This window comes from Kitasatospora mediocidica KCTC 9733, from assembly GCF_000744225.1.
In the GTDB taxonomy this organism is placed as follows: Bacteria; Actinomycetota; Actinomycetes; order Streptomycetales; family Streptomycetaceae; genus Kitasatospora; species Kitasatospora mediocidica.
On the sequence record NZ_JQLN01000005.1, the window covers coordinates 1425534 to 1448189 of the forward strand.

The window sequence follows — 22656 nt, forward strand, 5'->3', positions numbered from 1 at the left end:
CTTGTTGTTCGGAGTGTCGCACCGTCAGATTTGCGACATTGCGGGCATCGTGTTTCACGTGAAACGTCGCTCCCTGCTTTCTGGAATCCTCGGTCGCAGCCGGGCGGTGACTGTTGCCGCTCCGGTTTCACGTGAAACACTGACCCCCATGCAGGACTCGGAGACCATCGGCCAGATCGATGACACCCCCATCGGGAGGGCGGCGCAGGCCGCTGTCCGTGCCATGGGGAGGGCGGGTGAGGGGCTGCCACGGCCGCCGGCGACCCGCGTGATCGTGGTGGCCAACCAGAAGGGCGGGGTGGGGAAGACCACCAGCACCGTCAACATGGCGGCCTCGCTCGCCATGCACGGCCTACGCGTGCTGGTGATCGACCTCGACCCCCAGGGCAACGCCTCCACCGCGCTCGGGATCGACCACCACGCCGAGGTGCCGTCGATCTACGACGTCCTGGTCGAGGGCAAGCCGATGGCCGACGTGGTCCAGCCGGTGGTGGACGTCGAGGGCCTCTTCTGTGTCCCGGCCACCATCGACCTGGCCGGCGCGGAGATCGAGCTGGTCTCGCTGGTGGCCCGGGAGAGCCGGCTGCAGCGGGCCATCGCCGCCTACGAGCAGCCGCTCGACTACATCCTGATCGACTGCCCGCCCTCGCTTGGCCTGTTGACGGTCAATGCGCTGGTGGCGGGCCAGGAGGTGCTGATCCCGATCCAGTGCGAGTACTACGCGCTGGAGGGGCTGGGGCAGCTGCTGCGCAACGTCGAGCTGGTGCGTGCGCACCTGAACCCGACGCTGCACGTCTCGACCATTCTGCTCACCATGTACGACGCCCGGACCAGGCTGGCCGCCCAGGTCGCGGAGGAGGTGCGCAACCACTTCGCCGCCGAGGTGCTGCGGACCGCCATTCCGCGGTCGGTCCGGATCTCCGAGGCACCGAGCTACGGTCAGACCGTACTCACCTACGACCCGGGATCCACCGGGGCGCTCTCCTACCTGGAGGCCGCCCGTGAGCTGGCGCTGCGGGCGGTGGGCCTGGAGACTCCGCCCAGCGTGGTGGAGCAGGCTGCCGCGGACGCTCTCGGCGCGGTGGGCAAGCACCGGCACACGATCGGCGCGCAGGCGGCGCCGATGGCACAGCACAGCACGATGGAGGGCAACCGGTGAGTGGTCGCAGGGGTCTGGGACGAGGGCTTGGGGCGCTGATCCCGCCGGGCAGCGCGCCGGGGGCGGCGAGCGGGACGACGACGGTGGCTCCGGCACGCTCCGGTCAGCCGGAGGGGCTGCCGACGGGCGCGCTGCTGCCGACCGGCACGGTGTCGCCCAGCGCGATGCCGGTCCTGCCCTCGGGTCGCGGCACGGTGGCGGCCAAGGCGGCGGAGAACGCCCGGGAGGCTCTCGCCGAGCTGGCCCCGGTCGAGGGAGCGCGGTTCGCCGAGCTGCCGCTGGACAGCATCACGGCCAACCCGCGCCAGCCGCGCGAGGTGTTCGACGAGGACAAGCTGGCCGAGCTGGTCGCCTCCATCAAGGAGGTGGGCCTGCTCCAGCCGGTGGTGGTGCGTCAGGTCGGTCCTGAGCGGTTCGAGCTGATCATGGGCGAGCGCCGCTGGCGCGCCTCTCGTGAAGCGGGCCTGGAGCAGATCCCCGCGATCGTCCGGGCCACCGAGGACGACAAGCTGTTGCTGGACGCGTTGCTGGAGAACCTGCACCGGGCGGAGCTGAACCCGCTGGAAGAGGCCAACGCCTACGAGCAGCTGCTGACCGACTTCTCCTGCACCCACGACGAGCTGGCCGACCGGATCGGCCGCTCGCGTTCGCACGTCTCCAACACGCTGCGCCTGCTGCGGCTCTCCGCCACGGTGCAGCGCCGGGTTGCCGCTGGTGTGCTGACAGCCGGTCACGCGCGTGCCCTGCTGGGCGTCGTGGACGGCGAGCGGCAGGACCAGCTGGCCCGCCGGATCATCGCCGAGGGGCTCTCGGTGCGCACCACCGAGGAGATCGTCGCGCTGCTGGACCAGGACGAGAAGCCCCAGCGCCCGGCCGGCCCGAAGGCCGGCAAGCTGCTCTCCCCGGCCTTCAACGATCTGGCCGGCCGGCTCTCCGACCGCTTCGACACCCGGGTCAAGGTCGAGGTCTCCCAGCGCAACGGGAAGCTCGGCAAGGGCAAGGTGGTCCTGGAGTTCGCTTCGGTGGAGGACCTCAACCGGATCCTGGACAGCCTGGCGCCGGGGGACGACGGGCTGCGGCTCTCCCCGAGCTGAGTGCTCGGAGGTTCGAACACTGTGGGTGCATGTTTCACGTGAAACATGCACCCACAGCCGTCTGCGCCGGGCTTTCACGGATGGGTCCTTGGGCGTGGGGGTCCCTGGGTAGGAACCGATCGAGGAGGTGTGGTGGATGGGACGCAGAATCGCCCCACTGACCCTGGACAACCTGGCCGACCTGCCGGAGCCGTGCCGCTCCTGCGTGTTCTGGGAGCTCGACCCGGTGCGGGGCCGGGAGGCGGTGGAGGCGGGGAAGCCCGAGCTGGAGAAGGAGGGCTGGATCTCCGCCGTGCTGCTGGAGTGGGGCTCCTGCGGGCGGATCGTCTATGTGGACGAGGAGCCGGTCGGCTTCGTGCTCTACGCGCCGCCCGCCTATGTGCCGCGCTCGCAGTCCTTTCCGACGAGCCCGGTCTCCCCGGATGCCGTTCAGCTGATGATCAGTCGGGTGGTGCCCGGCTATCAGCACCAGGGGCTGGGCCGGGTGCTGGTGCAGACGGTGGCGAAGGACCTTCTGGGGCGCGGCTTCCGGGCGATCGAGGCCTTCGGAGTGGCCGGCGCCGAGCGGCCGGGATGCCTGCTGCCCGCCGATCACCTGCTGGCGGTCGGCTTCAAGACGGTCCGCCCGCACCACCGCTACCCCCGGTTGCGGCTGGAGGCCCGCTCCACGCTCTCCTGGAAGGGCGACGTGGAGGGCGCGTTGGAGCGGCTGCTCGGGGGAGCCCGCAAGGAGCCCGCCCTACGGCCGTTCTGAGGCCTGCTGAGACCGAAAATGCCGGGAGGCGGGTCCGCTCGCGGACCCGCCTCCCGGCATTCACCCCATCCGGGGCGCTACCTACGTCAGAGCGTGATGATGCCGTCGAGGTCGCGCAGGATCATGCCCTTCGGACGCGCGCCGACGATGGTCTTCACGATCTCGCCGCCCTGGTACACGTTGAGGGTCGGGATCGAGATCACCGCGTACTTGGCGGGGATCTCCGGGTTCTCATCTATGTTGATCTTGGCGATGGTGATCTGGTCGCCGTACTGGTCGGCGATCGCCTCCAGGACCGGGGCGACCTGCTTGCACGGGCCGCACCAGGGCGCCCAGAAGTCGACCAGGACGGGCTTCTCGCTCTGGAGAACGGACGCGTCGAAGGTCTCGTCGGTCACGGTGATGATGGCGTCGGCCACGGGAACTCCCAAAGTCGCATTCAGCGATGTGTTGCGGGTGGAAACTGCGGTCCAGCGGGTGCCGCCCCCGGGTGGCGCTGTTTCACGTGAAACAGCGCCACCCGGGGACCGGCGGAGTCCGCTGGGTCAGGCCGCGACCTCGGCCGTGGCCTTGGTCGCCTGGTCGGCCAGGTGGGCCAGGTAGCGCTCGGCGTCCAGCGCGGCGGAGCAGCCGGTGCCGGCGGCGGTGATCGCCTGGCGGTAGGTGTGGTCGACCACGTCGCCGGCGCCGAAGACGCCGGTGAGGTTGGTGCGGGTGGAGGGGGCCTCGACCTTGAGGTAGCCCTCGGCGTCCAGTTCCAGCTGGCCGGTGAAGAGCTCGGTGCGCGGGTCGTGGCCGATGGCGATGAAGAGGCCGGTGACCGGCAGCTCGCGCAGCTCGCCGGTCGTGGTGTCGCGCAGGGTGACGCCGGTCAGCTTCGGGTCGCCGTGGATGGCCTCGACCGCGCTGTCCCAGGCGAAGGAGATCTTCGGGTCGGCGAAGGCGCGCTCCTGCATGGCCTTGGAGGCCCGCAGGCTGTCGCGGCGGTGGATGACCGTGACGCTCTTGGCGAAGCGGGACAGGAAGGTGGCCTCCTCCAGGGCGGTGTCGCCGCCGCCGACCACGGCGATGTCCTGGTCGCGGAAGAAGAAACCGTCACAGGTGGCGCACCAGGAGACGCCGCGCCCGGAGAGCGCGTCCTCACGCGGCAGCCCGAGCTTGCGGTGCTGCGAGCCGGTGGTGACGATCACCGCGTGGGCGCGGTGCACGACACCCTCGGAGTCGGTGACGGTCTTGATCTCGCCGGTGAGGTCGACCTCGACGATGTCGTCGGGGACCAGCTCGGCGCCGAACCGCTCGGCCTGTGCCCGCATGCTGTCCATCAGCTCGGGGCCCATGATGCCGTCCCGGAAGCCGGGGAAGTTCTCGACCTCGGTGGTGTTCATGAGCGCACCGCCGGCCGTCACCGCACCCTCGAAGACGAGGGGCTTGAGGGAAGCCCGCGCGGTGTAGAGCGCGGCCGTGTACCCTGCCGGGCCGGAGCCGATGATGATCACGTTACGGACGTCGCTCACTGCATCTCCTGGTTCGCATCGCGACCCGCGCTAGCGGGGAGGGGCGGCGGTCCTGCTCCGCCGACCCGGACAACGACTCACCAGTCTCCCGCATTCCCCGGCTGCCCAGCACCAGCCGCCCACCTCACGAATGGCTTACGGCGCTGCCACGGTCTGGTGCAGTTCGACGGTGGCGGGTGCGGCGGGGGTGTGCAGAGCGCAGCCCGCGTCGAGCAGGTAGACGTCCAGCCGGCCCGGATCGGCGGGGAGCGGGAAGACGTAGACGTCGACCGGGGTGCTGCCGTAGCGGCCATGGCCGACCGCGAGCGGGACCTTGCCGGCGTCGCCGCCGACGGCCGCCCGAACGCATCCGGGGAGCTGGTCGGTGGGGGCGGTGGCGTCGGCGTTCTGGTTGGTGGCGTGCGGCACGATCTTGGCTGTGGAGCCCGAGGGCTGGGAGGCCAGCAGCTGCTGTACCTGGGACGGCAGGCCGTCCGCGCTGAAGACCGGTCCGCCGGCCAGGGCGGGGGAGTCCGCGGGCCGCAGGGTGGCGCTGTTCGCACTGCTCGCGATGTTGTCGTTGGAGGAGCCGGAGTGGACCAGGACGGCCCCCAGTCCGAGCACGGCGAGGCATCCGGCGGCGGCCAGCAGCATCCGGGCCCGGCGGCGGAAGGCCGTCCGTCCGGGCCGCGAGCTGCGGTCGCTGCGGCCGGGCGGCGCGGCGATCGGAGAGCGGGGGAGACCCGGACCCGAAGCCGAACCCGAAGCCGAACCCGAAACCGGAGCCGAAGCCGGCTCGCCGATGGGGTGTGCGGCGGCCTCGGCGGCCAACGCGGCGTCGATCCGCAGCGCGACGTCCGCGGGCATCGCCGGCGGGTCGTCGGAGCCGAGCAGTTCGGCCAGCTCGGCCAGCGCGACGAGAGTGTCGGCGCACTGCGCGCAGCCGTCCAGATGCGTGCGGACGGCGGCGGCCTCCTCGGCGCCGAGCAGTTCCTCCTGCAGATCCGCCAGCTGGTCGGTGGACGGGTGGTCGTCGGACGGCTGGTCCGTGGAAGGGGCGGAGGCCGTCGGATCGTCCTCGACGGGGTCGGGTGCCTGGTTGGTCATCGGGGCGTCGCGTCTCCTTCCAGGCTCAGCTTGCGCACGGGGATGGCGGGATCCCTCGATGGGACGGAGCCGGAGCCCGCTGGGTTCCCCGGTGGCGGGGGACGGGTCGATGTTTCACGTGAAACATCGCTCCCGCGCAGATGGCGGACGAGCGGCAGCAGCCGGGCCCGGCCGCGCGCGCAGCGGCTTTTCACGGTGCCGACGGGCACGCCGAGCACCTCGGCCGCCTCGGCGACCGGATAGCCCTGCATGTCCACCAGGACTATCGCGGCCCGCTGGTCGACGGGGAGCGTGTCGAGCGCGGTCGCCAGCTCGCGGCGCAGCTCCTGGCGGACCACCAGGGCGTCGGTGGGCTCGGTGCTGCCGACCAGGGTGTCGAGCTGCTGCGGGTCCTCGTCCAGCGAGCCGGTGCGACGGCTGGCGGTCCGCCGGGCGCGGTCGAGGCAGGCGTTGACCACGATCCGGTGCAGCCAGGTGGTGACGGCGGAGCGGCCCTGGAAGGTGTGTGCGGCGCGGAAGGCGGAGACCAGTGCGTCCTGGAGCGCGTCGGCGGCCTCCTCACGGTCGCTGAGGGTGCGCACGGCCACGGCCCAGAGGCGGTCCCGATGGCGCTGGACCAGCACGCCGAAGGCAGCCTTGTCACCGTCGACATGACGTGCCAGGAGCTCCGCGTCGGTCGGCTCGGCGGCCTCGGACAGCTGCTGTCGCGTCGGCTCCGCCATCTGCTGTCCCCTCTCTGCCGCTCGGGTGCGCACGGCGAGCCGCACAGCTCAGCCGGCGACCTTGATCTCCGCGACCTTGCCCCGGTAGGTTCCGGCCCCATCATTGGGGAGGCTGGTCAGCCAGATCAAGAGGTAACGGGTGTGGACCGGCGTGGTGGGCCGGAAGTCGGCGGTGGAGCCGGTGCTCGTGGCGACCGGGTCGCCGAAGTCGGTGAACTGGCTGGGTGCGGTCGCGCCCGAGCCGCTGGGCACCCGCAGTTCGGCAGTGGTGTCGCCGCCCGCGAACTGCACCGAGACCTCGCCGACCGAGGTGGTCGAGCCGAGGTCGACCAGCAGGCCTGTGCCGTGTCCGATCGTGGTGAGGTTCTGGAGATAGCCCTCGGTCTGCCAGGAGGTGCTGGGGTTGTTGTCGTACGTCAGGGGCAGCTGGTCGGTGTGCATCGGGCCGTCGCCCAGCGGGTTGAACGAGGTGACGCCGGCGATCGTCACCGGCTTCAGCGGCGCCATCGAGGTGGCCGGGCTGGGCGAGCCGGCGACCCCGGTGACGCCCAGGGCCTGCTTCTCGCTGCTGCCGGAGCCGCCGTTGCCCAGCTGGCTGGCGAGGTGCCAGGAGCCGTAACCGATCGCGGCGAGCAGGGTGACCGACAGGGTCCACTTGAGCAGCCGCTTGGCGCGCCGGCGCGGTGCGGGGCGGGCGGGGATCCGCTCCTGGTGCATCGTCGCCGGAGCCGGTGCGGGCCGCTCCACCGCCGGGTGGGGCTCGCGGGGCTCGCGGCTGGTCCGGCCGGCCACCGGCTCGGGCACCGAGTAGCGCGGCTGGGCGAGGCCGGGCTGGGCAGGGTCGGGCTGCGGCTGGCGGATCCTGGGCAGCAGCGCGATGGCCTTAGTCAGCTCGGCCGGGGTGGTGATCGGCTCCAGGTGGTGCGGCGGCGGGTCGCACAGGGTCCGTGCGGCGAGGTCGGACAGGCCGCGGTGGATGCCGGCCCGGACCTGGTCGGGGGGCACGCAGCCGAGGCTCTTGGGCAGCCCCTGGAGGTCGTACCGGTCCTCGGGGTAGGGCCACCGGTGGGTGAGCGAGGCGTAGAGCAGCACGCCGATCGCCCGGGTGTCCACCAGCTCGGCGTCCTCCTCGGGCAGCCCGCGCAGCGCGGCGTCCACGGCCACGCCGTTGATCCGGTACTGGCCGGTGTCGGTGCGCAGCACGCACCGCGGGGTGAGCCGCAGGTGCGAGCGGCCGCTGCGGTGCGCGGCGGCGACCGCCTCGGCCACCTGGCGGACCATCTGGTAGGCGTCGTAGGGCTCCATCGGGCCGTCGGCGAGCAGCGTGGCCAGGTCGGTCGCGCCGGGCAGCCACTCCCGGATCACATAGACCAGGTCGCCCTCCTGGACCGCGTCCAGGACCTGGACGAAGCGCGGGTCGCCGAGCAGGGCGGCGGACCGCGCGGCGGCCAGCACGTCCTTGGCCCGGTGATGCCCGGCGGCCATCAGGTGGACGCCGACGGCACGTCGGAGCTTCTCGTCGACCGCGCGCCAGCTGCTGAAGACCGCGGTCTGCGAGGTGCACTCCTCCAGCCGGTAGCGGTCGGCGATCTTGTCGCCGCTGTGCCGCTGTGGCACCGGGAGGTCCTCGGGGACGTCGTCCGCCGCGGCGTCGTCGTCGTCGTCGGGCTTCTCGTCGCTGTCGCTGTCGCCGTCGTCGCCGTCCTCGTCCGCGGGGGCGTCGTCCGTCCCGGCCGCTTCGGCCGGGACGGACGACGAGTCCTCGTCGGCGGCGGCCGAGGCCGCCCGATCGGTCAGCTCGGCGGCGATCTCGGAGGCGGAGAGCGGTGCTGTCGTCTCGGCCTCCTCCTCGGCCGCTGATGCGTCGACGACTGCCTTGGTGCCATCAGCCACCGTCGTCCTGCCTCCCCTTGTATCGCCCGGTCCGGCGCCCCTGTCGGCCCGGCCCTCGGGAGGGCAGCCGTACGAGGACCCGGGTCTGCAGACCAAGTCGTTCTAAGACAATTGTGCCCACTCTTCCCACCTTGCTACGACCGGCGAGGGGCCCAACTGGTTGCGCTCGGTGCCGGACGGATCCGTGGGTGGACGAACTGAGGAGAAGTCAGCGGCCCAGTCGGCTACGGACCATGCCGATCATCGCGTTGAGTTCCTCGATCCGCATCCTTTTGGCGAGCGCGGTGAAGACCGCCAGTTGTACGGCTCCGGCGACCAGCACAGTAACCACGCTTCCCAGCCAGCTGTTCAGCAGGTCCCCCAGAAGCAGGGCGACGAGGAAGCCGGCCAGCGCGGCGGGCAGACAGGCGATCGCCAGCCGGGCGTAGGTTTTGGCGATCCGTCCGGTGTCCAGCCCGCCGATCCGCCGCTTGAGCTTGGGCACCGCCACCGCCACACCCACCGCGTACGAGGCTCCGTAGCCCAGTGCCATGCCGGTGACGGCCAGCTGGGCGGGCAGCAGCAGGTAGCAGAGCACCGCGGTGCCGGCCTGGGCGGCGGCCACCCAGACGGTGTTGGAGAACGGGGTACGGGTGTCCTCGTAGGCGTAGAAGCCGCGCAGCAGCACGTACTGCACCGAGTACGGGATCAGGCCCAGCGCGAAGGCGGAGAGCATCAGGCCGACCGCTGTGGTGCCGTGCGAGGCACTGCCCCCGTTGCCCAGCCCGTAGATCGCGGTGCCGATCTGCGGGCCGAGCGCGAGGAAGAGGAAGGACGCCGGGACGATCGCCACGGCGGAGGTGCGCAGGCCGTACGAGAGGTCGTCACGGACGGCGCCGGCGTCACCGTCGGCGGCCGAGCGGGAGAGCCGCGGCAGCACGGCGCTCATCACCGAGACGGTGATCACGGCCATCGGCAGCTGCCAGATCAGCAGCGCGTTGGAGTAGGCCGCCAGGCCCACCCCGAGGTAGCCGGAGCTCGCGGCCGCGCTGCCCGCCGCAGTGGCGAGCTGGGTGACCACCAGATAGCCGGCCTGGTTGGCGAGGACGAAGAGGAAGGTCCACTTGGCCAGCCGGGCGGCCTTGCCGAGTCCGTGCCCGCGCCAGTCGAAGCGCGGGCGGAACTGGAAGCCGGCGGCCCGCAGGTAGGGGATCATCGCCAGCGCTTGCACGGTGAGGCCCAGCAGGGTGCCGACACCCAGCAGCCGCAGGCCCTCGGGCGAGATGGTCTCCGGGGTGACGCGGCTGTTCTCGAAGGTGCCGAAGACCCAGAGGTACATCCCGAAGGTGAAGATCACCACGACGTTGTTGAGGACCGGCGTCCACATCATCGCGCCGAACCGCCCGCGGGCGTTCAGAATCTGACCCATCACCACGTGCACGCCCATGAAGAAGATGGTCGGCAGGCAGTAGCGGGCCAGGGTCACCGTGGTGTCGGCGCTGGTGGGGTTGCTCATCAGCGAGTGCGAGATCAGCTGGACCAGCAGCGGGGCGGCCAGCACGGCGACGAACGCCACTCCGGCCAGGCCGACCATCACCAGGGTCAGGAGGCGGTTGGCGTAGGCGGTCCCGCCGTCCTCGTCCTGCTTCATGCTGCGGACCAGCTGGGGGACGAAGACGGCGTTCAGGGCGCCGCCGCCGATCAGGATGTAGAGCAGGGTGGGCAGCGTGTTGGCGGCCGAGTAGGAGTCGCCCATCGTGCCGACGCCGATCGCGGCGGCGATGACCATGGTGCGCACGAAGCCGGTGCCGCGTGAGACCAGGGTGCCGGCGGCCATGATGGCGCTGGAGTTGACCAAGCCGCCGATCTTGCCGCCGGGCTGCGGGGAGCCGGTCGGCTCGCCGGGCTCCTGCGCCTCGTCGTCGCTCTCGGTCGGCTCCCGGGGGTCACCGGCCGACGGGGTCTCGGGTGCCGGTGACTTGGCCGGGTCGAGCCAGGGCTTGGGCGTCCGGGCCGGGGAGAGCTGGAGCTCGGCCTCCTCGGCGGTCAGCGGCGGGTCGAACTCGATCACCGGGATGAACGGCTTCTCCGGCTTCTCCGGCGCGGACGGCGCGGACGGCGCGGACGGCGCGGACGGCGCAGCGGGCGACGGCGGGGCAGGGCTGGCGGGCGTGGCGGGCGCGGTGTCCAGAGCGCCGCCCGCGTGGCCGGCGCCGACACCGCTGAGCAGGGCGTCCACCCCGACGTACTCGGTGCTCTCGCTGTCCCAGGGGGAGCCGGTCGGCCCGGGCTCGGCCGCGCTGTTCTCCGGCGCGCTCGCGGCGGCCGTCGCGGCGGCGGGCAGCAGGCGGCGCGCAGCCAGGGCGGCGCGCCCGGCCCAGCGGGAGGCGGGGACGGTCGGTTCGGGGGCGCCGGCGCCGTCCGGGAGGCCGGGGAGCGCCGCCTCCGCCTCGACCGGCGGCTCCGCCAGGTCCGCGGGCTGTTCGACGGTCTGCTCGGCGCGCTGCTCGGCGGGCTCGTCGGCGGTGCGGTCGTACGGGTCGGGTCCGGCGAGCGTCGGGTACGGGTCGGCGGCGAACGGATCCTGGGCGTAGGTGTCGGTCAGGTACCAGTCCTGCTCATCGGCCGGCGGGGCTCCTGGGGCGGGTGCGCTGTCGGTCCGGCCCCGTCCGCGTTCCTGGCCCTGTACTCGCTCGTCCCGCGGCCCGCTCATGCCACCTCTTCGCTGTCCGGGTCCGGCCGCGCGGGGTCTCCGGGCGGCCTCGGACCGGTCGGTCGGCCGACGCCGGACGATGCCACTGCCCGCCTGCCGTGGACCGGCCGGTCCCAGAGATCTACTGTCTCATCACGGCCCGCCCGATCCCGGCTTTCGACGCGGCTCGCCCCTGCGCCTTCTGCCGTCCGGCTACGGCTGCTCGGCCGGCGGCGCGTCGTCCTCGCCTTCGCCGACCGCGAGCGGGGCGTCCGGGTCCCCGGCGGCCACGAGGCCCTTCTTCCGCTTGAGGTAGATCCGCAGCCCGGCCAGCAGCACCAGCAGCACGCCAGCACCGACCACCCACCAGACGCCGCTGGGGACGTGGGTGACGTCGACCTTGAACTGCACCTCGGGGCCGTAGGGCTGGGCGTCGGGGCCCACCGTCCACAGCTGGGCGGTCATCGGGACGACCCCGTTGCCCTTGGCGCGGGCGGTGAAGCGCAGCGAGGCGCTCTGCCCGGCGCCCAGCACGATCGAGCCGGGCTGGCTGACGTTCAGCCGGTTCGGCTGCGAGGAGGTGAGCCGCAGTTCGAGGTTGAGCACGGTCTGGGTGAGGTCGTTCTTGACGCTGACCTGGAGCAGGCCGGAATCACCGGCAAGAGTGACCACGCTGCTCTTGGGCGCGATGGCCACGGCGGTGGTCAGCTGCGCCAGGTAGGCCGTGACGTTGGTGCGGAAGTCCTGGCCGGCCTTCTGCTGGGTGCGCCACTCGGTGGACAGCGAGCGGAGCATCGCGGCGCTGAACGGGCTGCTGACGCGCTGCGGGAGGGTGAGGATCCGCACCAGCCGGTCGACGTCCTGCTGCATCTGGGCGACCGTCGCCAGGTCCTTGGTCGACAGTTCGGTGGCGCGCAGGTCGCCGGGGTAGGTGTCGGCGGCCGGGACGCTGGTGGTCGCCCTGCTGTCGGCGGCGGCCGCGGTGACGGCGTCGAGCGTGGCCGGGGTGGTCCACTTGCCGGCCTGGGCGGCGGCCAGCGAGTCGGCCAGGGCCTGCGCGCTGCCCACGGTCAGGTCGCGTGGCGGCATCACCAGCATGGTGCGCGGGACGCTCGGCTGCTGGAGGGTGACCGCCAGGGTCTCGGCCAGGAAGCGCCGCTGCGCCTCGGCCTGGCTCAGCGGGCTGTTGAGATCGCCCTGGAACAGCGCGGCGACGGTGCTGTCGGCGACCACGCCGGTCTGGCCGTTGCCGATCGGGCGGGCGGCATTGGGGGTGTAGGCGAGGCTCTCCGGCATGCTCGAGCTGTTCACCAGCACCGTCGTGCCGCCGAGCTGCTTGGCGGTGGCGGCGGTCGGCTGGTCCAGGACGCCCTGGTAGGGCCAGGCCACGTTGTCCGTCACGTCGGTGGACAGCCGGCCCTCGACGGTCACCTTGCCGGCCGTGCGGGCCTTGCCGGTCACGGTGTCCAGACCCACCAAACCGGAGCCGTTGTGCGCGATCGAGGCCAGGTCGGGGTCGCCGTAGGGCAGCGCGACCACCTGTGAGCCGTTGGCAGCCACCGCGGCGCGCAGCGCGGCGAGCCAGGCGGTCGCCACGGCCGTTCCGGTGCCGGCCTTGGTGTTGTCGGCCTTGGCGGGCTCGCCGCCGTGCCCGGCCAGCTGGACCCGGTAGGGCTTGGTCATCGCGAAGACGGTGTCCAGCAGCTCCGGGTCGATCACCCAGGTCAGCGAGTTGATCTTGGCCCCGGTCGTGACCAGCTGGCCGAGCCGGCCGCTCGGTCCGAGGTCGGTGGCGAGGGTGTCGTCGCGCAGCACCGGGGTCTGGTCGGTGTCCGTGGTCTGGGCCACCAGCTCGGGGGCGTGCGTGAGCGGCCACAGCGTGGCGACCTGGGTGGGCTGGGCGTCCTTGGGGTCCGCGAAGTACGGCAGGACGGTGCGGCCGATGCCCACCACACGGTCGTTGTCGTCCTGGACGTCCACTGCCAGCTCGTAGACACCGCTCTTGTCGAGCTTCAGGTCGGCCATCTGGACCTGGAAACTGAACGGCGCCGTGGCGCCGGGGCCCAGGTCGGACAGCTGGTTGGGCGCCGGGTCGGTGAGCTCCTTGCCGTCGGCACTGGTGGGTGTGGTCCTGGCGAACAGCGCGGCGATGTCGCTGCGGGTGCTCAGCGGCTTGTCGTGGCTGCCCAGCTCCAGCCCGGCGTGCGGGTGGCTGATGGTGCCCGAGCCGGTGTTGGTGACCTGGCCGGTGATCGTCAGCTGGCCGGTGGGGCCGGGGGCGACCGGCTGGACGTTGCTGATGACGACGTTCACGGGTGTGTCGGAGGAGCCCGAGGCGGGCGCGGCCAGCGCGGGCGGGGCGGCGATGACGCCGAGCAGCCCAAGGGCGCAGCCGACGGACAGTGCTCCGGCCCGCAGGCGGGCCGATGGTCGGGAACCGGAGCCCGACCTGCGAGGACTTCCCGTGTGCCGTGCTGGCTCGCCCACGCGCTTCGCCCTCGCCGTTCCGGTTCGCTGTCGTCTTCGTCAACGTCACGCGGAGGTGTTCCGCGCTGTCCCGCACTGTCCTGGTGCCGTCCGCTCGGGCGCTGCATGCTGCCGCGGGCCGTCCTGTCGAACGGCTCGTGGTGGCGCACCCGAGTTTTCCCCACCCGCATGGTAACGACGTTGCCCGGCCCGCAGTGTTGCGGGCCTTGGGATGAGCGACCGTGACGGCCGGCGAAACCCGCGGGCGTCAGGGCCGCTGGGACACGTACGCTTGTGTGCCGTGTCCCACGTCGATGATTCCAGCCCCGAGACCCCCCTTCCCGCTGCCGCCGCGACGGTGCTGCCAGGCCTGAGCGAGGCCCAGACGCGCGGGCTTCAGGAGCTGCTCAGGGTCTCCCCGGTCGCGGACGAGATCGCTCGACGGTTCCAGGCGGCCGGGTTCCGGCTGGCCCTGGTGGGCGGATCGGTGCGGGACGCGTTGCTCGGTCGGCTGGGCAACGACCTGGACTTCACCACCGACGCCCGGCCCAAGCAGGTGCTCAAGCTGGTGAACGGCTGGGCGGACGCGGTCTGGGACGTCGGCATCGCGTTCGGCACGGTGGGCGCCCGCAAGGACACCGCCGACGGCAGCTTCCTGATCGAGATCACCACTTACCGCTCCGAGGCGTACGACCGCACCTCGCGCAAGCCCGAGGTGACCTACGGCGAGACCATCGAGCAGGACCTGGTGCGCCGCGACTTCACCGTGAACGCGATGGCCGTCGACCTGCCGGGTCGCGGATTCGTCGACCCGCACCACGGCCTGGACGACCTGGAGGCCCGGCTGCTGCGCACGCCGGCCACCCCGGAGGAGTCCTTCTCCGACGACCCGCTGCGGATGATGCGGGCCGCCCGTTTCGCCGCCCAGCTGGACTTCACGCCCGCTCCCGAGGTGGTCGTGGCGATGACCGCGATGGCCGAGCGAATCACCATCGTCTCGGCCGAGCGGGTCCAGGCCGAGCTCAACAAGCTGCTGCTCGCCGACCACCCGGTGAAGGGCCTGCGGCTGCTGGTCGACACCGGGCTCGCCGGCTTCGTCCTGCCCGAGCTTCCGGCCCTCCAGCTGGAGGCCGACGAGCACCACCGGCACAAGGACGTCTACGAGCACTCGCTGACCGTCCTGGAGCAGGCCATCGCGCTGGAGCAGGACGGTCCGGACCTGACGCTGCGACTGGCCGCGCTGCTGCACGACATCGGCAAGCCGCGCACCCGGCGCTTCGAGTCGGACGGCCGGGTCTCCTTCCACCACCACGAGGTGGTCGGCGCGAAGATGACCCGCAAGCGGATGCGGGAGCTGAAGTACTCCAAGGAACTGATCGACGACGTCTCGCAGCTGGTCGAACTGCACCTGCGCTTCCACGGCTACGGCGGCGGCGAGTGGACGGACTCCGCCGTCCGCCGCTACGTCACCGACGCCGGTCCGCTGCTGGAGCGTCTGCACAAGCTGACCCGCTCCGACTGCACCACCCGCAACCGGAAGAAGGCCGCCACCCTCTCGCGCACCTACGACGGTCTGGAGGAGCGGATCGTCCAGCTCAAGGAGCGCGAGGAGCTGGACTCGATCCGCCCGGCGCTGGACGGCAACCAGATCATGGAGCTACTGGAGCTGAAGCCCGGCCCGCAGGTGGGCAAGGCCTACAAGCACATGCTGGAGCTGCGCCTTGAGCACGGCCCGATGGAGCACGAGGCCGCGGTGGCCGCGCTGAAGACCTGGTGGGCGGCCGAGCAGGAGCAGTAAGCGGCACTAGTTGGGGAGCAGGCAGAGCACGAAGCCGTCGCCGCCGCTCTCGCGGGTGTACCAGGTGCTGGCCGACGGGAACTGCTGGCGACAGGCGGTGGCGCCGTCGGTGGCGCCGTCGATCCGGCCGGCCACCTTGTACTCGGCGTTGGTGGCGCCGCAGGGCACGATCACGAGCTTCGGGGTGGGGTCCTCGGTGCTGGTGGTCGGGTGTTCGTTGTGCACGCAGTCGCCGGCCTTGGCGGTGGCCACGTCGGAGCCGTTGCCCGTCGCCGAGCCGCCGGACGTCTTCGTGGCGGCGGTTCCGGCGAAGAGCGCGGCCTGCACGATCAGCAGCCCGAGCGCCAGCAGGAGCGAGACGATCGGCAGGGCCAGCATGAAGATCGCCCCGCGCCTGGTCAGCGGGACTCCCGGGTCGAGCTGCGGGCCGTGCGTGCCGGGCGCGGGCGGTGGCAGCTGCCGGATCTTCCGGTAGGCCGCGCGGTTGCGCAGCAGCGCGATGAGGGTGAAGACCGAGGAGAGATAGGCCCACCAGCCGCGCAGCAGGGTCTGCTGCGACATGTCGCGGACCGTGGCCGTGCCGCATATTCGGCAGAACGGTCCGCGCCTGCGCAGGAACCGCATGATCACGATCATGCCGCGGTGTCCGTGCACGGTGACGTCGACCGCGGGGAACCCGCCGCAGATCCGGCAGGCCGGGCCGCCGGGGTGGTAGCCCTGGGGGTAGCCGCCGCCGGGCATCTGCGCCGGCGGCGCGTACGGGTAGGGCTGCGGATATCCGGCCGGCGGCCGGCCGTACGCCCCGGGTGGCGGGGGCGCGGTCGGGTAGCCGTACCCGGGCGCCGGCGGGTAGCCCACCGGCACCGGCCCGCGGCCGTACGGGCTGGGCAGCGGCGGCCGGCCCTGCGGGGCGTACGGGTTCGGCGGCGGGTACGGATTGCTCACGAGGACTTCCCAGGACGTGGCAGGACGGGTGAGTGACGAACCCTAGCGAGTCGTGCCGAACACGAGCCCACGCCTGGCCGACGGATCGGCGCGTCGGCAGGCCCGTCCGTAGAGCACCGCGCTCAGCGCGTAGAGCAGGGCGACGCCGACCACCAGGCCGACCGAGCGCCCGTTCAGTGGCAGGACCAGCGCGCTCACCCCGGCCGCCGCCACGAAGGCGACGTTGAAGAGCACGTCGTACAGGGCGAAGACGCGGCCTCGGTAGTCGTCCTCGACGGCGTTCTGCACGATGGTGTCGGCGCAGATCTTGGTGCCCTGGGTGACCACCCCGAGCAGCAGGGCGGCCACCATCGCCGGGCCCTCGGAGAAGAGCAGCCCCAGCGCCGGGACGAAGACCGCGGCCGAGGCGAGGCAGGCGACCATCCAGCCGGTCAGCCCCAGCCGCCGGGTGAACCACGGGCTGACCACGGCCGCCAGGAAGAAGCCGACCGCCGAGAAGCCCAACGCGGTGCCCAGGGTGGCCAGTCCGCCCTTGCTGTCGCCGGGCTGGTTGAAGGTGTAGCGGGAGAGCATCAGCACCACGACGATCAGCACGCCGTAGCAGAACCGCGCCGCGGTGACCGCCGCCAGCGCGTGCACCGCCGGGCGGCCGTCCCTGACGAGGTGGCGCACGCCGTCCGCCAGCGAGTGCCCGGCCTGGCCGAGGGCCGCGCGCAGGTCGGGACGGTCGGGGTGGTGTTCGGGGCCGAGCAGCTCGGGGTCCATCCGGTGCGCCGCGAGGGCCGCGCTGAGGTAGAGCACGGCCGCGATGCAGACCAGGCCGGCGTCGGCCTTCTGCCCGGGGGGCAGCACCTGGTGGAAGAGGAATCCGATGCCACCACCGGCGGCGGCCGCCACGGTGCCCAGCGTGGGGGAGACGGCGTTGGCGGTGACCAGCTGGGCCGGTTCGACGACCCGGGGGAGCGCGGCCGACAGTCCGGCCAGGATGAACCGGTTGAGCGCGGTGACCAGCAGGGCGGCGCCGAAGAAGAGCCATTCGGGAGCCCGGCCGAGCAGAAGTGCGGCGGTGACAAGGCCGAGGCCGAAGCGGGCGAGGTTGCCCAGGTAGAGCACCTGGCGCCGGCGCCAACGGTCCAGCAGCACCCCGGCGAACGGGCCGATCACGGAGAACGGCAGCAGCAGCACCGCGAGCATCGAGGCGATGTCGGCCGGGCTGGACTGGCGTTCCGGGGAGAAGATCACATACGAGGCCAGCGAGACCTGGAAGACCCCGTCGGAGAGCTGGGAGAGCAGCCGGGCGGTGAGCAGCCGACGGAAGTCGCGCGTGCGGATCAGCCCGCGGAGCGTGGCGTGGCCGGTGAGCTGGGAGCTGGGGGCCGGTGCCGGCCGTCTGGTGATCGCCACACGCTCAGGGTGTCATGACTGTGGCCGATGTTTCACGTGAAACATCGGCCACAGTCAGACGGAGATCGGAGTCGGGAGCTCAGGGCTCGCGGACTCAGGCCTCGCCGCGGATGAACTTCTCGACGTTGTCGCGAGCCTCGTCGTCGAAGTACTGCACCGGCGGGGACTTCATGAAGTACGAGGACGCCGAGAGGATCGGGCCGCCGATGCCGCGGTCCATGGCGATCTTCGTGGCGCGCACGGCGTCGATGATGACACCGGCCGAGTTCGGGGAGTCCCAGACCTCGAGCTTGTACTCCAGGCTCAGCGGGACGTCACCGAAGGCGCGACCCTCGAGGCGGACGAAGGCCCACTTGCGGTCGTCGAGCCACTGGACGTAGTCCGACGGGCCGATGTGGACGTTCTTGGCGCCCAGCTCGCGGTCGACGATCTGCGAGGTGACGGCCTGCGTCTTCGAGATCTTCTTGGACTCCAGGCGCTCACGCTCGAGCATGTTCTTGAAGTCCATGTTGCCGCCGACGTTCAGCTGCATGGTGCGCTCGAGGAGGACACCGCGGTCCTCGAAGAGCTTCGCCATCACGCGGTGCGTGATGGTGGCGCCGACCTGCGACTTGATGTCGTCACCGACGATCGGCACGCCGGCCTCGGTGAACTTGTCCGCCCACTCCTTGGTGCCCGCGATGAACACCGGCAGAGCGTTGACGAAGCCGACCTTGGCGTCGATCGCGCACTGCGCGTAGAACTTGGCGGCGTTCTCCGAACCCACCGGCAGGTAGCAGACCAGGACGTCGACCTGCTGGTCCTTGAGGACCTGCACGATGTCGACCGGAGCCTCGTCGGACTCCTCGATGGTCTCCCGGTAGTACTTGCCCAGGCCGTCGAGGGTGTGACCACGCTGCACGGTGACGCCGGTCGGCGGCACGTCGCAGATCTTGATGGTGTTGTTCTCGCTGGCGCCGATGGCGTGCGCCAGGTCCTGGCCCACCTTCTTGGCGTCGACGTCGAACGCGGCGACGAACTCCACGTCGGAGACGTGGTAGTCGCCGAACTGCACGTGCATCAACCCGGGGACCTTGCCGGCCGGGTCGGCGTCCTTGTAGTACTCGACACCCTGCACCAGCGACGCGGCGCAGTTGCCGACGCCCACGATGGCTACGCGAACCGAACCCATTCCGGTTGCTCCCTGTGATCTCGTGAGGTCCGTCGGAGACCGACGATCCTCGTCTTGCTTCTCATCTGACTGTCTGACGGGCGCGCTGCGCCCACTTCCGCCGCGTGGCACAGGGCAGACGCGGTGGCGGCACTCCTAGGCGGAGTGCCCCGGGCGGTCGTACGGTGGCCGGGGCGGATCCGAAGATCCGTCCTCGTCGCCACGGCCGTCCGAAGACTGTGGTGTTTCCTGGCCTCTCGGGGACACGATGCCGCGCCCGCTCCGATTGGCCCGTTCGGTCTCGATCAGCTCGTTCAGCCAGCGGACCTCGCGCTCCACCGACTCCAGGCCGTGCCGCTGCAGCTCGAGCGTGTAGTCGTCGAAGCGCTCGCGGGTGCGGGCGATCGAACTCCGCATCCGCTCCAGCCGCTCCTCCAGCCGGCTGCGGCGGCCCTCCAGGACGCGCATCCGCACGGCTCGGTCGGTCTGACCGAAGAAGGCGAAGTGCACGCCGAAGTGCTCGTCCTCCCAGGCGTCCGGGCCCGAGTCGGCGAGCAGCTCCTCGAAGCGTTCCTTGCCCTCGGAGGAGAGCCGGTAGACGATCTTCGACCGCTTGCCGTTCAGTGCCGTGGCCGGGACGTACGCGGTGTCCGGGTTGTCCTCGACCAGCGAGCCCTGGGCGACCAGGTTCTTCAGGCAGGGGTAGAGCGTGCCGTACGAGAACGCACGGAACGACCCCAACAGTACGTTGAGCCGCTTGCGCAGCTCGTAGCCGTGCATCGGAGCATCGTGCAGCAGGCCGAGAACGGCGAACTCCAGCACTCCTGAACGCCTGCTCACGCTGTCCGGCCTCCTCTCCGACGACTCGCCCCTGCCGGGGCCCTCGGTACCTCGCGGTCGGCTATGCCGCTGCGATGTATCGACTCGATATATCGAGAACGATAGGCCGAGGTCACGATTGGGGCAAGAGGGGCACGGGTGAATGTGATCACAAGAGTTCGTTCGATCTGTTCGCGCCCCAGGTCGCGGCCATCTCGGGGGGTCTTGGCAACGGGGATGTAATGATCTGCGGTGGTTTTCTGGTGATTAGTTCCTGATGCCCGATTAGTCAGGGTTTCAGGGTGCGTACGCTGTCGCGTGTGCACGAGGACCACCATCGGGGCAGCGGCCGTACACAAGGCCTAGGGCGGTTGCGGGCATTGGAAGGGGAACCTGTCTTCAGGCGTCCGTGCCTGGCCTAGGAGTTACTGGACAATGAGCGAACACCGGCGTAGGTCGCACAACTCGGGCGGCGACGAACCACCCGAGGGCAGCAACGGCGGGCAACCGTACGCCTACGGCAGTCCGCCGGAGGGTGCGCCGTCCTATGACACGCCAGGACGGCCCAGGCCCAACCGGGGCGGCGCCCCCGGTGCCCCCCGGGGTACCCGGTCGACCGCCCAGCAGCCGCGGCTGACTCGGGCCGAGATGCGCAAGGCCTCCCAGAAGGGCGGCCGCAAGGGCGCGACCACCGCGTCCGCCTCCGGCGCCGGCGCCGGCGGCCGTGACGGCGGCAAGCCGCCGGGCAAGAAGCGGTTCATCGACTACCCGCGCTGGGGCAAGAGCGGCGTCCGCCGCTGGCTCCCGTCGTGGAAGCAGTGCTTGACGATCTTCCTGCTGATCTTCGGCAGTGGAGTGGGCGCGGTCGGTGTCACCTACGCGAACACCGCGATCCCCAACATCAAGGACCTGGTCAAGGACCAGAACAGCATCTACTACTGGGCCGACGGCTCGGAGATGACGCGCAAGGGCGAGACCAACCGGCAGATCGTCCCGCTCAGCGACATCAGCCCGAACCTGCAGAACGCGGTGATCGCCGCCGAGAACGAGTCCTTCAAGACCGACAGCGGCATCGACCCCCAGGGCATCGCCCGCGCCGTCTACAACATGGCCACCGGCGGTCCGACCCAGGGTGGTTCCACGATCACCCAGCAGTACGTGAAGAACGCCTACCTGAGCCAGGACCAGACCCTGAGCCGCAAGCTGAGCGAGTTCTTCATCACGCTGAAGATCAACCAGAAGCTCACCAAGGACCAGATCCTTGACGGCTACCTGAACACCAGCTGGTTCGGCCGCAACGCCAACGGCATCCAGGCGGCTGCCCAGGCCTACTACGGCGTCAACGCCAAGGACCTGAACGTCTGTCAGAGCGCCATGCTGGCCGGTCTGCTCAAGGGTGCCAACGACTACGACCCCAGCCTCAGCAAGGCCAACCTCCAGCGTGAGACGGACCGCTGGAACTACGTCCTGGGCCGGATGGTGGCCACCCACTCGCTGTCCGCCGCGGACCGTGCCCAGTGCAGCCAGTTCCCGATGCCGATCCCGAACAAGACCGCGTCCAACATGACCGGCGAGATCGGCTACCTGGTCGACACGGCCAACAAGTACCTCGAGGCGCAGGATCCGACGATCACCGACGCCACGCTGGCGCAGGGCGGTTACCAGATCTACACGACCTTCCAGAAGGACAAGGTCGACGCGCTGAAGAAGGCCGTCGACGACATCAGCTCGCAGAACCTCAACCCCGCCAAGCGGCCCGACACGGACACCAACGTCCAGGTCGGCGCGGCCTCGGTGGTCCCCGGCGACGGGGCGATCGTGGCGATCTACGGCGGTCCCGGCTACGACCAGAACCACTTCGTCAACAACGCCGACGCCTCCGGTGTCCCGGTCGGCTCGACCTTCAAGCCCTTCGTGCTGGCCACCGCCATGCAGACCGGCGTGCTGACCCAGACCGGCGCCGACGGCAAGCCCACCCGGATCAACGAGGACAGCCGCTACAGCGGCGCCGACATGAGCACCATCCGCAAACCGGACGGCTCGCTCGTGCTCGACGCCAGCAACAAGCCGTTCCGGCAGAAGAACGACGACCCCGGCGACCCGGGCTTCGTGACCCTGCGCACCGCCATGGAGCAGTCCATGAACGTGCCGTACGTGCAGCTCGGCGAGGACGTCGGCGGTACCAACGTGGAGGCGCTGGCCGAGAAGATGGGCCTGAAGAAGGAGAGTTTCGCCGACCCGAACACGGCCTCCTTCGCGATCGGTACCTCCACCCCGAGCGCGATCCGGATGGCCTCGGCCTACTCGGTCTTCGCCGCCCGCGGGATGCAGACCGACCCGTACTCGGTGACCAAGGTCTCGTTCAACGGCGTGCTGAAGCCCGCCTTCACCAAGCCGACGCCGAAGCCGGTCCTCGACCAGGCGGTCGCCGACAACATCACCGACGTGCTGCAGGGCGTGGTCCAGCGGGGCACCGGTACCAAGGCCAAGGCGCTCGGCCGCCCGGTGGCCGGCAAGACCGGTACCACCGACAAGGGCGTCTCGGCCTGGTTCGACGGCTACACCCCGCAGCTGGCCACCGCGGTCAGCATGTTCCGTGAGGACCCGGCCAACCCCAAGCTGCTGTCGCTGACCGGCACCGGCGGCGCGGTCGGCGGTTTCTACGGCGGTAACCTCCCCACCGAGATCTTCACCGAGTACATGAAGGCCGCGCTGGCGAACGTCCCGTCGACCGACTTCCCGACGCCGGAATCGGTCAACACCGAGGTCGACGCCTCGGGCGCGCCGAGCACCGCCTCGCCGTCGCCCTCGGCCTCCGCCACGGCGACCGACACCGCCACGGCGCCGGCTCCCAGCACCGCGCCCCCGGCCGCCCCGGTCAGCTCGGCCCCGGCCCAGCCGCCGACCGGTGCGCCCACGACGCCGTCGCTGCCGAGCTCGGGCCCGACCGGTTGTGACGTGGTCTTCGGATGTGGCCCGACCGACAGCCCGTCCCCGACCAGAAGCCACGGCGGCAGGCCCACCGGCCCGCCGACCAGCCCGCCGACCAGCTCGGCGCCGCCGACAGCGGCTGGTGGACTGCTCGGCCAGTAGCCGACAGCGCAGGAACGGCCGTGGCGGCCCCGCAACCGAGCGGGGCCGCCACGGCCGTTCTCGCGCGTGCGGCTCGCGGGGTCCTTCT

The 22656-nt window shown here is 71.2% G+C and carries 16 protein-coding genes; 5 read left to right on the forward strand and 11 right to left on the reverse strand.

The window, feature by feature from the left end:
* Nucleotides 1-148: 148 nt before the first annotated feature.
* From BS80_RS20310 to BS80_RS20320, 3 genes are all read left to right on the forward strand, one after another.
* Nucleotides 149-1159, forward strand: a complete 1011-nt coding sequence (locus tag BS80_RS20310) for a ParA family protein (RefSeq protein ID WP_063772018.1) — start codon at nt 149-151, stop codon at nt 1157-1159.
* Nucleotides 1156-2253: a ParB/RepB/Spo0J family partition protein gene (locus BS80_RS20315; RefSeq protein WP_035799384.1), complete on the forward strand. Its 1098-nt coding sequence runs from the start codon at nt 1156-1158 to the stop codon at nt 2251-2253. Before BS80_RS20310 ends, BS80_RS20315 begins: the two co-directional genes overlap by 4 nt.
* Before the next feature lie 136 nt (nt 2254-2389).
* Nucleotides 2390-3007 carry a GNAT family N-acetyltransferase gene (locus BS80_RS20320; protein WP_035799386.1) on the forward strand — a complete coding sequence of 206 codons (618 nt, stop codon included), beginning with the start codon at nt 2390-2392 and terminating at the stop codon, nt 3005-3007.
* Nucleotides 3008-3093: 86 nt separating this feature from the next.
* On the opposite strand, the gene trxA is transcribed toward BS80_RS20320, so the two are convergent.
* The 7 genes from trxA to BS80_RS20355 form a co-directional block, all read right to left on the reverse strand.
* Complete coding sequence (gene trxA / locus BS80_RS20325) at nt 3094-3426, reverse strand: thioredoxin (RefSeq protein ID WP_035799388.1); 333 nt, start codon at nt 3424-3426, stop codon at nt 3094-3096.
* A 126-nt stretch (nt 3427-3552) separates the two neighbouring features.
* On the reverse strand, nt 3553-4521 hold the full coding sequence (gene trxB, locus BS80_RS20330) for a thioredoxin-disulfide reductase (protein ID WP_035799389.1): 969 nt from the start codon (nt 4519-4521) through the stop codon (nt 3553-3555).
* A 135-nt stretch (nt 4522-4656) separates the two neighbouring features.
* On the reverse strand, nt 4657-5607 hold the full coding sequence (locus BS80_RS20335; RefSeq protein ID WP_035799391.1) for an anti-sigma factor: 951 nt from the start codon (nt 5605-5607) through the stop codon (nt 4657-4659).
* Nucleotides 5604-6329, reverse strand: coding sequence for an RNA polymerase sigma factor SigM (gene sigM, locus BS80_RS20340; RefSeq protein WP_083974965.1), 726 nt, complete (start codon nt 6327-6329; stop codon nt 5604-5606). The genes BS80_RS20335 and sigM overlap by 4 nt, the downstream gene beginning before the upstream one ends.
* A 48-nt stretch (nt 6330-6377) precedes the next feature.
* Nucleotides 6378-8222 (reverse strand): protein kinase family protein, encoded by a 1845-nt coding sequence (locus BS80_RS20345; protein WP_051966828.1) that lies wholly within the window; start codon nt 8220-8222, stop codon nt 6378-6380.
* Nucleotides 8223-8430: 208 nt separating this feature from the next.
* Complete coding sequence (gene murJ / locus BS80_RS20350) at nt 8431-10914, reverse strand: murein biosynthesis integral membrane protein MurJ (RefSeq protein WP_035799395.1); 2484 nt, start codon at nt 10912-10914, stop codon at nt 8431-8433.
* Between the two features lie 192 nt (nt 10915-11106).
* Nucleotides 11107-13380, reverse strand: coding sequence for a DUF6049 family protein (locus BS80_RS20355; RefSeq protein ID WP_332262179.1), 2274 nt, complete (start codon nt 13378-13380; stop codon nt 11107-11109).
* Nucleotides 13381-13717: 337 nt separating this feature from the next.
* Here BS80_RS20355 and BS80_RS20360 point away from each other — a divergent pair, with 337 nt between their 5' ends.
* Nucleotides 13718-15157, forward strand: a complete 1440-nt coding sequence (locus tag BS80_RS20360; protein WP_035799398.1) for a CCA tRNA nucleotidyltransferase — start codon at nt 13718-13720, stop codon at nt 15155-15157.
* Nucleotides 15158-15163: 6 nt separating this feature from the next.
* Here BS80_RS20360 and BS80_RS37890 read toward each other — a convergent pair whose 3' ends face one another.
* From BS80_RS37890 to BS80_RS20380, 4 genes are all read right to left on the reverse strand, one after another.
* The gene (locus BS80_RS37890; protein ID WP_051966830.1) at nt 15164-16102 is read right to left on the reverse strand and encodes an LppU/SCO3897 family protein; all 939 of its coding nucleotides are present in this window, start codon (nt 16100-16102) and stop codon (nt 15164-15166) included.
* A 42-nt stretch (nt 16103-16144) separates the two neighbouring features.
* The gene (locus BS80_RS20370; RefSeq protein WP_232246542.1) at nt 16145-17506 is read right to left on the reverse strand and encodes an MFS transporter; all 1362 of its coding nucleotides are present in this window, start codon (nt 17504-17506) and stop codon (nt 16145-16147) included.
* 94 nt (nt 17507-17600) lie between these two features.
* The gene (locus tag BS80_RS20375; RefSeq protein ID WP_035799401.1) at nt 17601-18677 is read right to left on the reverse strand and encodes an inositol-3-phosphate synthase; all 1077 of its coding nucleotides are present in this window, start codon (nt 18675-18677) and stop codon (nt 17601-17603) included.
* 135 nt (nt 18678-18812) lie between these two features.
* Nucleotides 18813-19496: a PadR family transcriptional regulator gene (locus tag BS80_RS20380; RefSeq protein WP_035799403.1), complete on the reverse strand. Its 684-nt coding sequence runs from the start codon at nt 19494-19496 to the stop codon at nt 18813-18815.
* Between the two features lie 414 nt (nt 19497-19910).
* On the opposite strand from BS80_RS20380, the gene BS80_RS20385 reads away from it, so the two are divergent.
* On the forward strand, nt 19911-22568 hold the full coding sequence (locus BS80_RS20385; RefSeq protein ID WP_157536409.1) for a transglycosylase domain-containing protein: 2658 nt from the start codon (nt 19911-19913) through the stop codon (nt 22566-22568).
* The last annotated feature ends 88 nt before the right edge of the window (nt 22569-22656 follow it).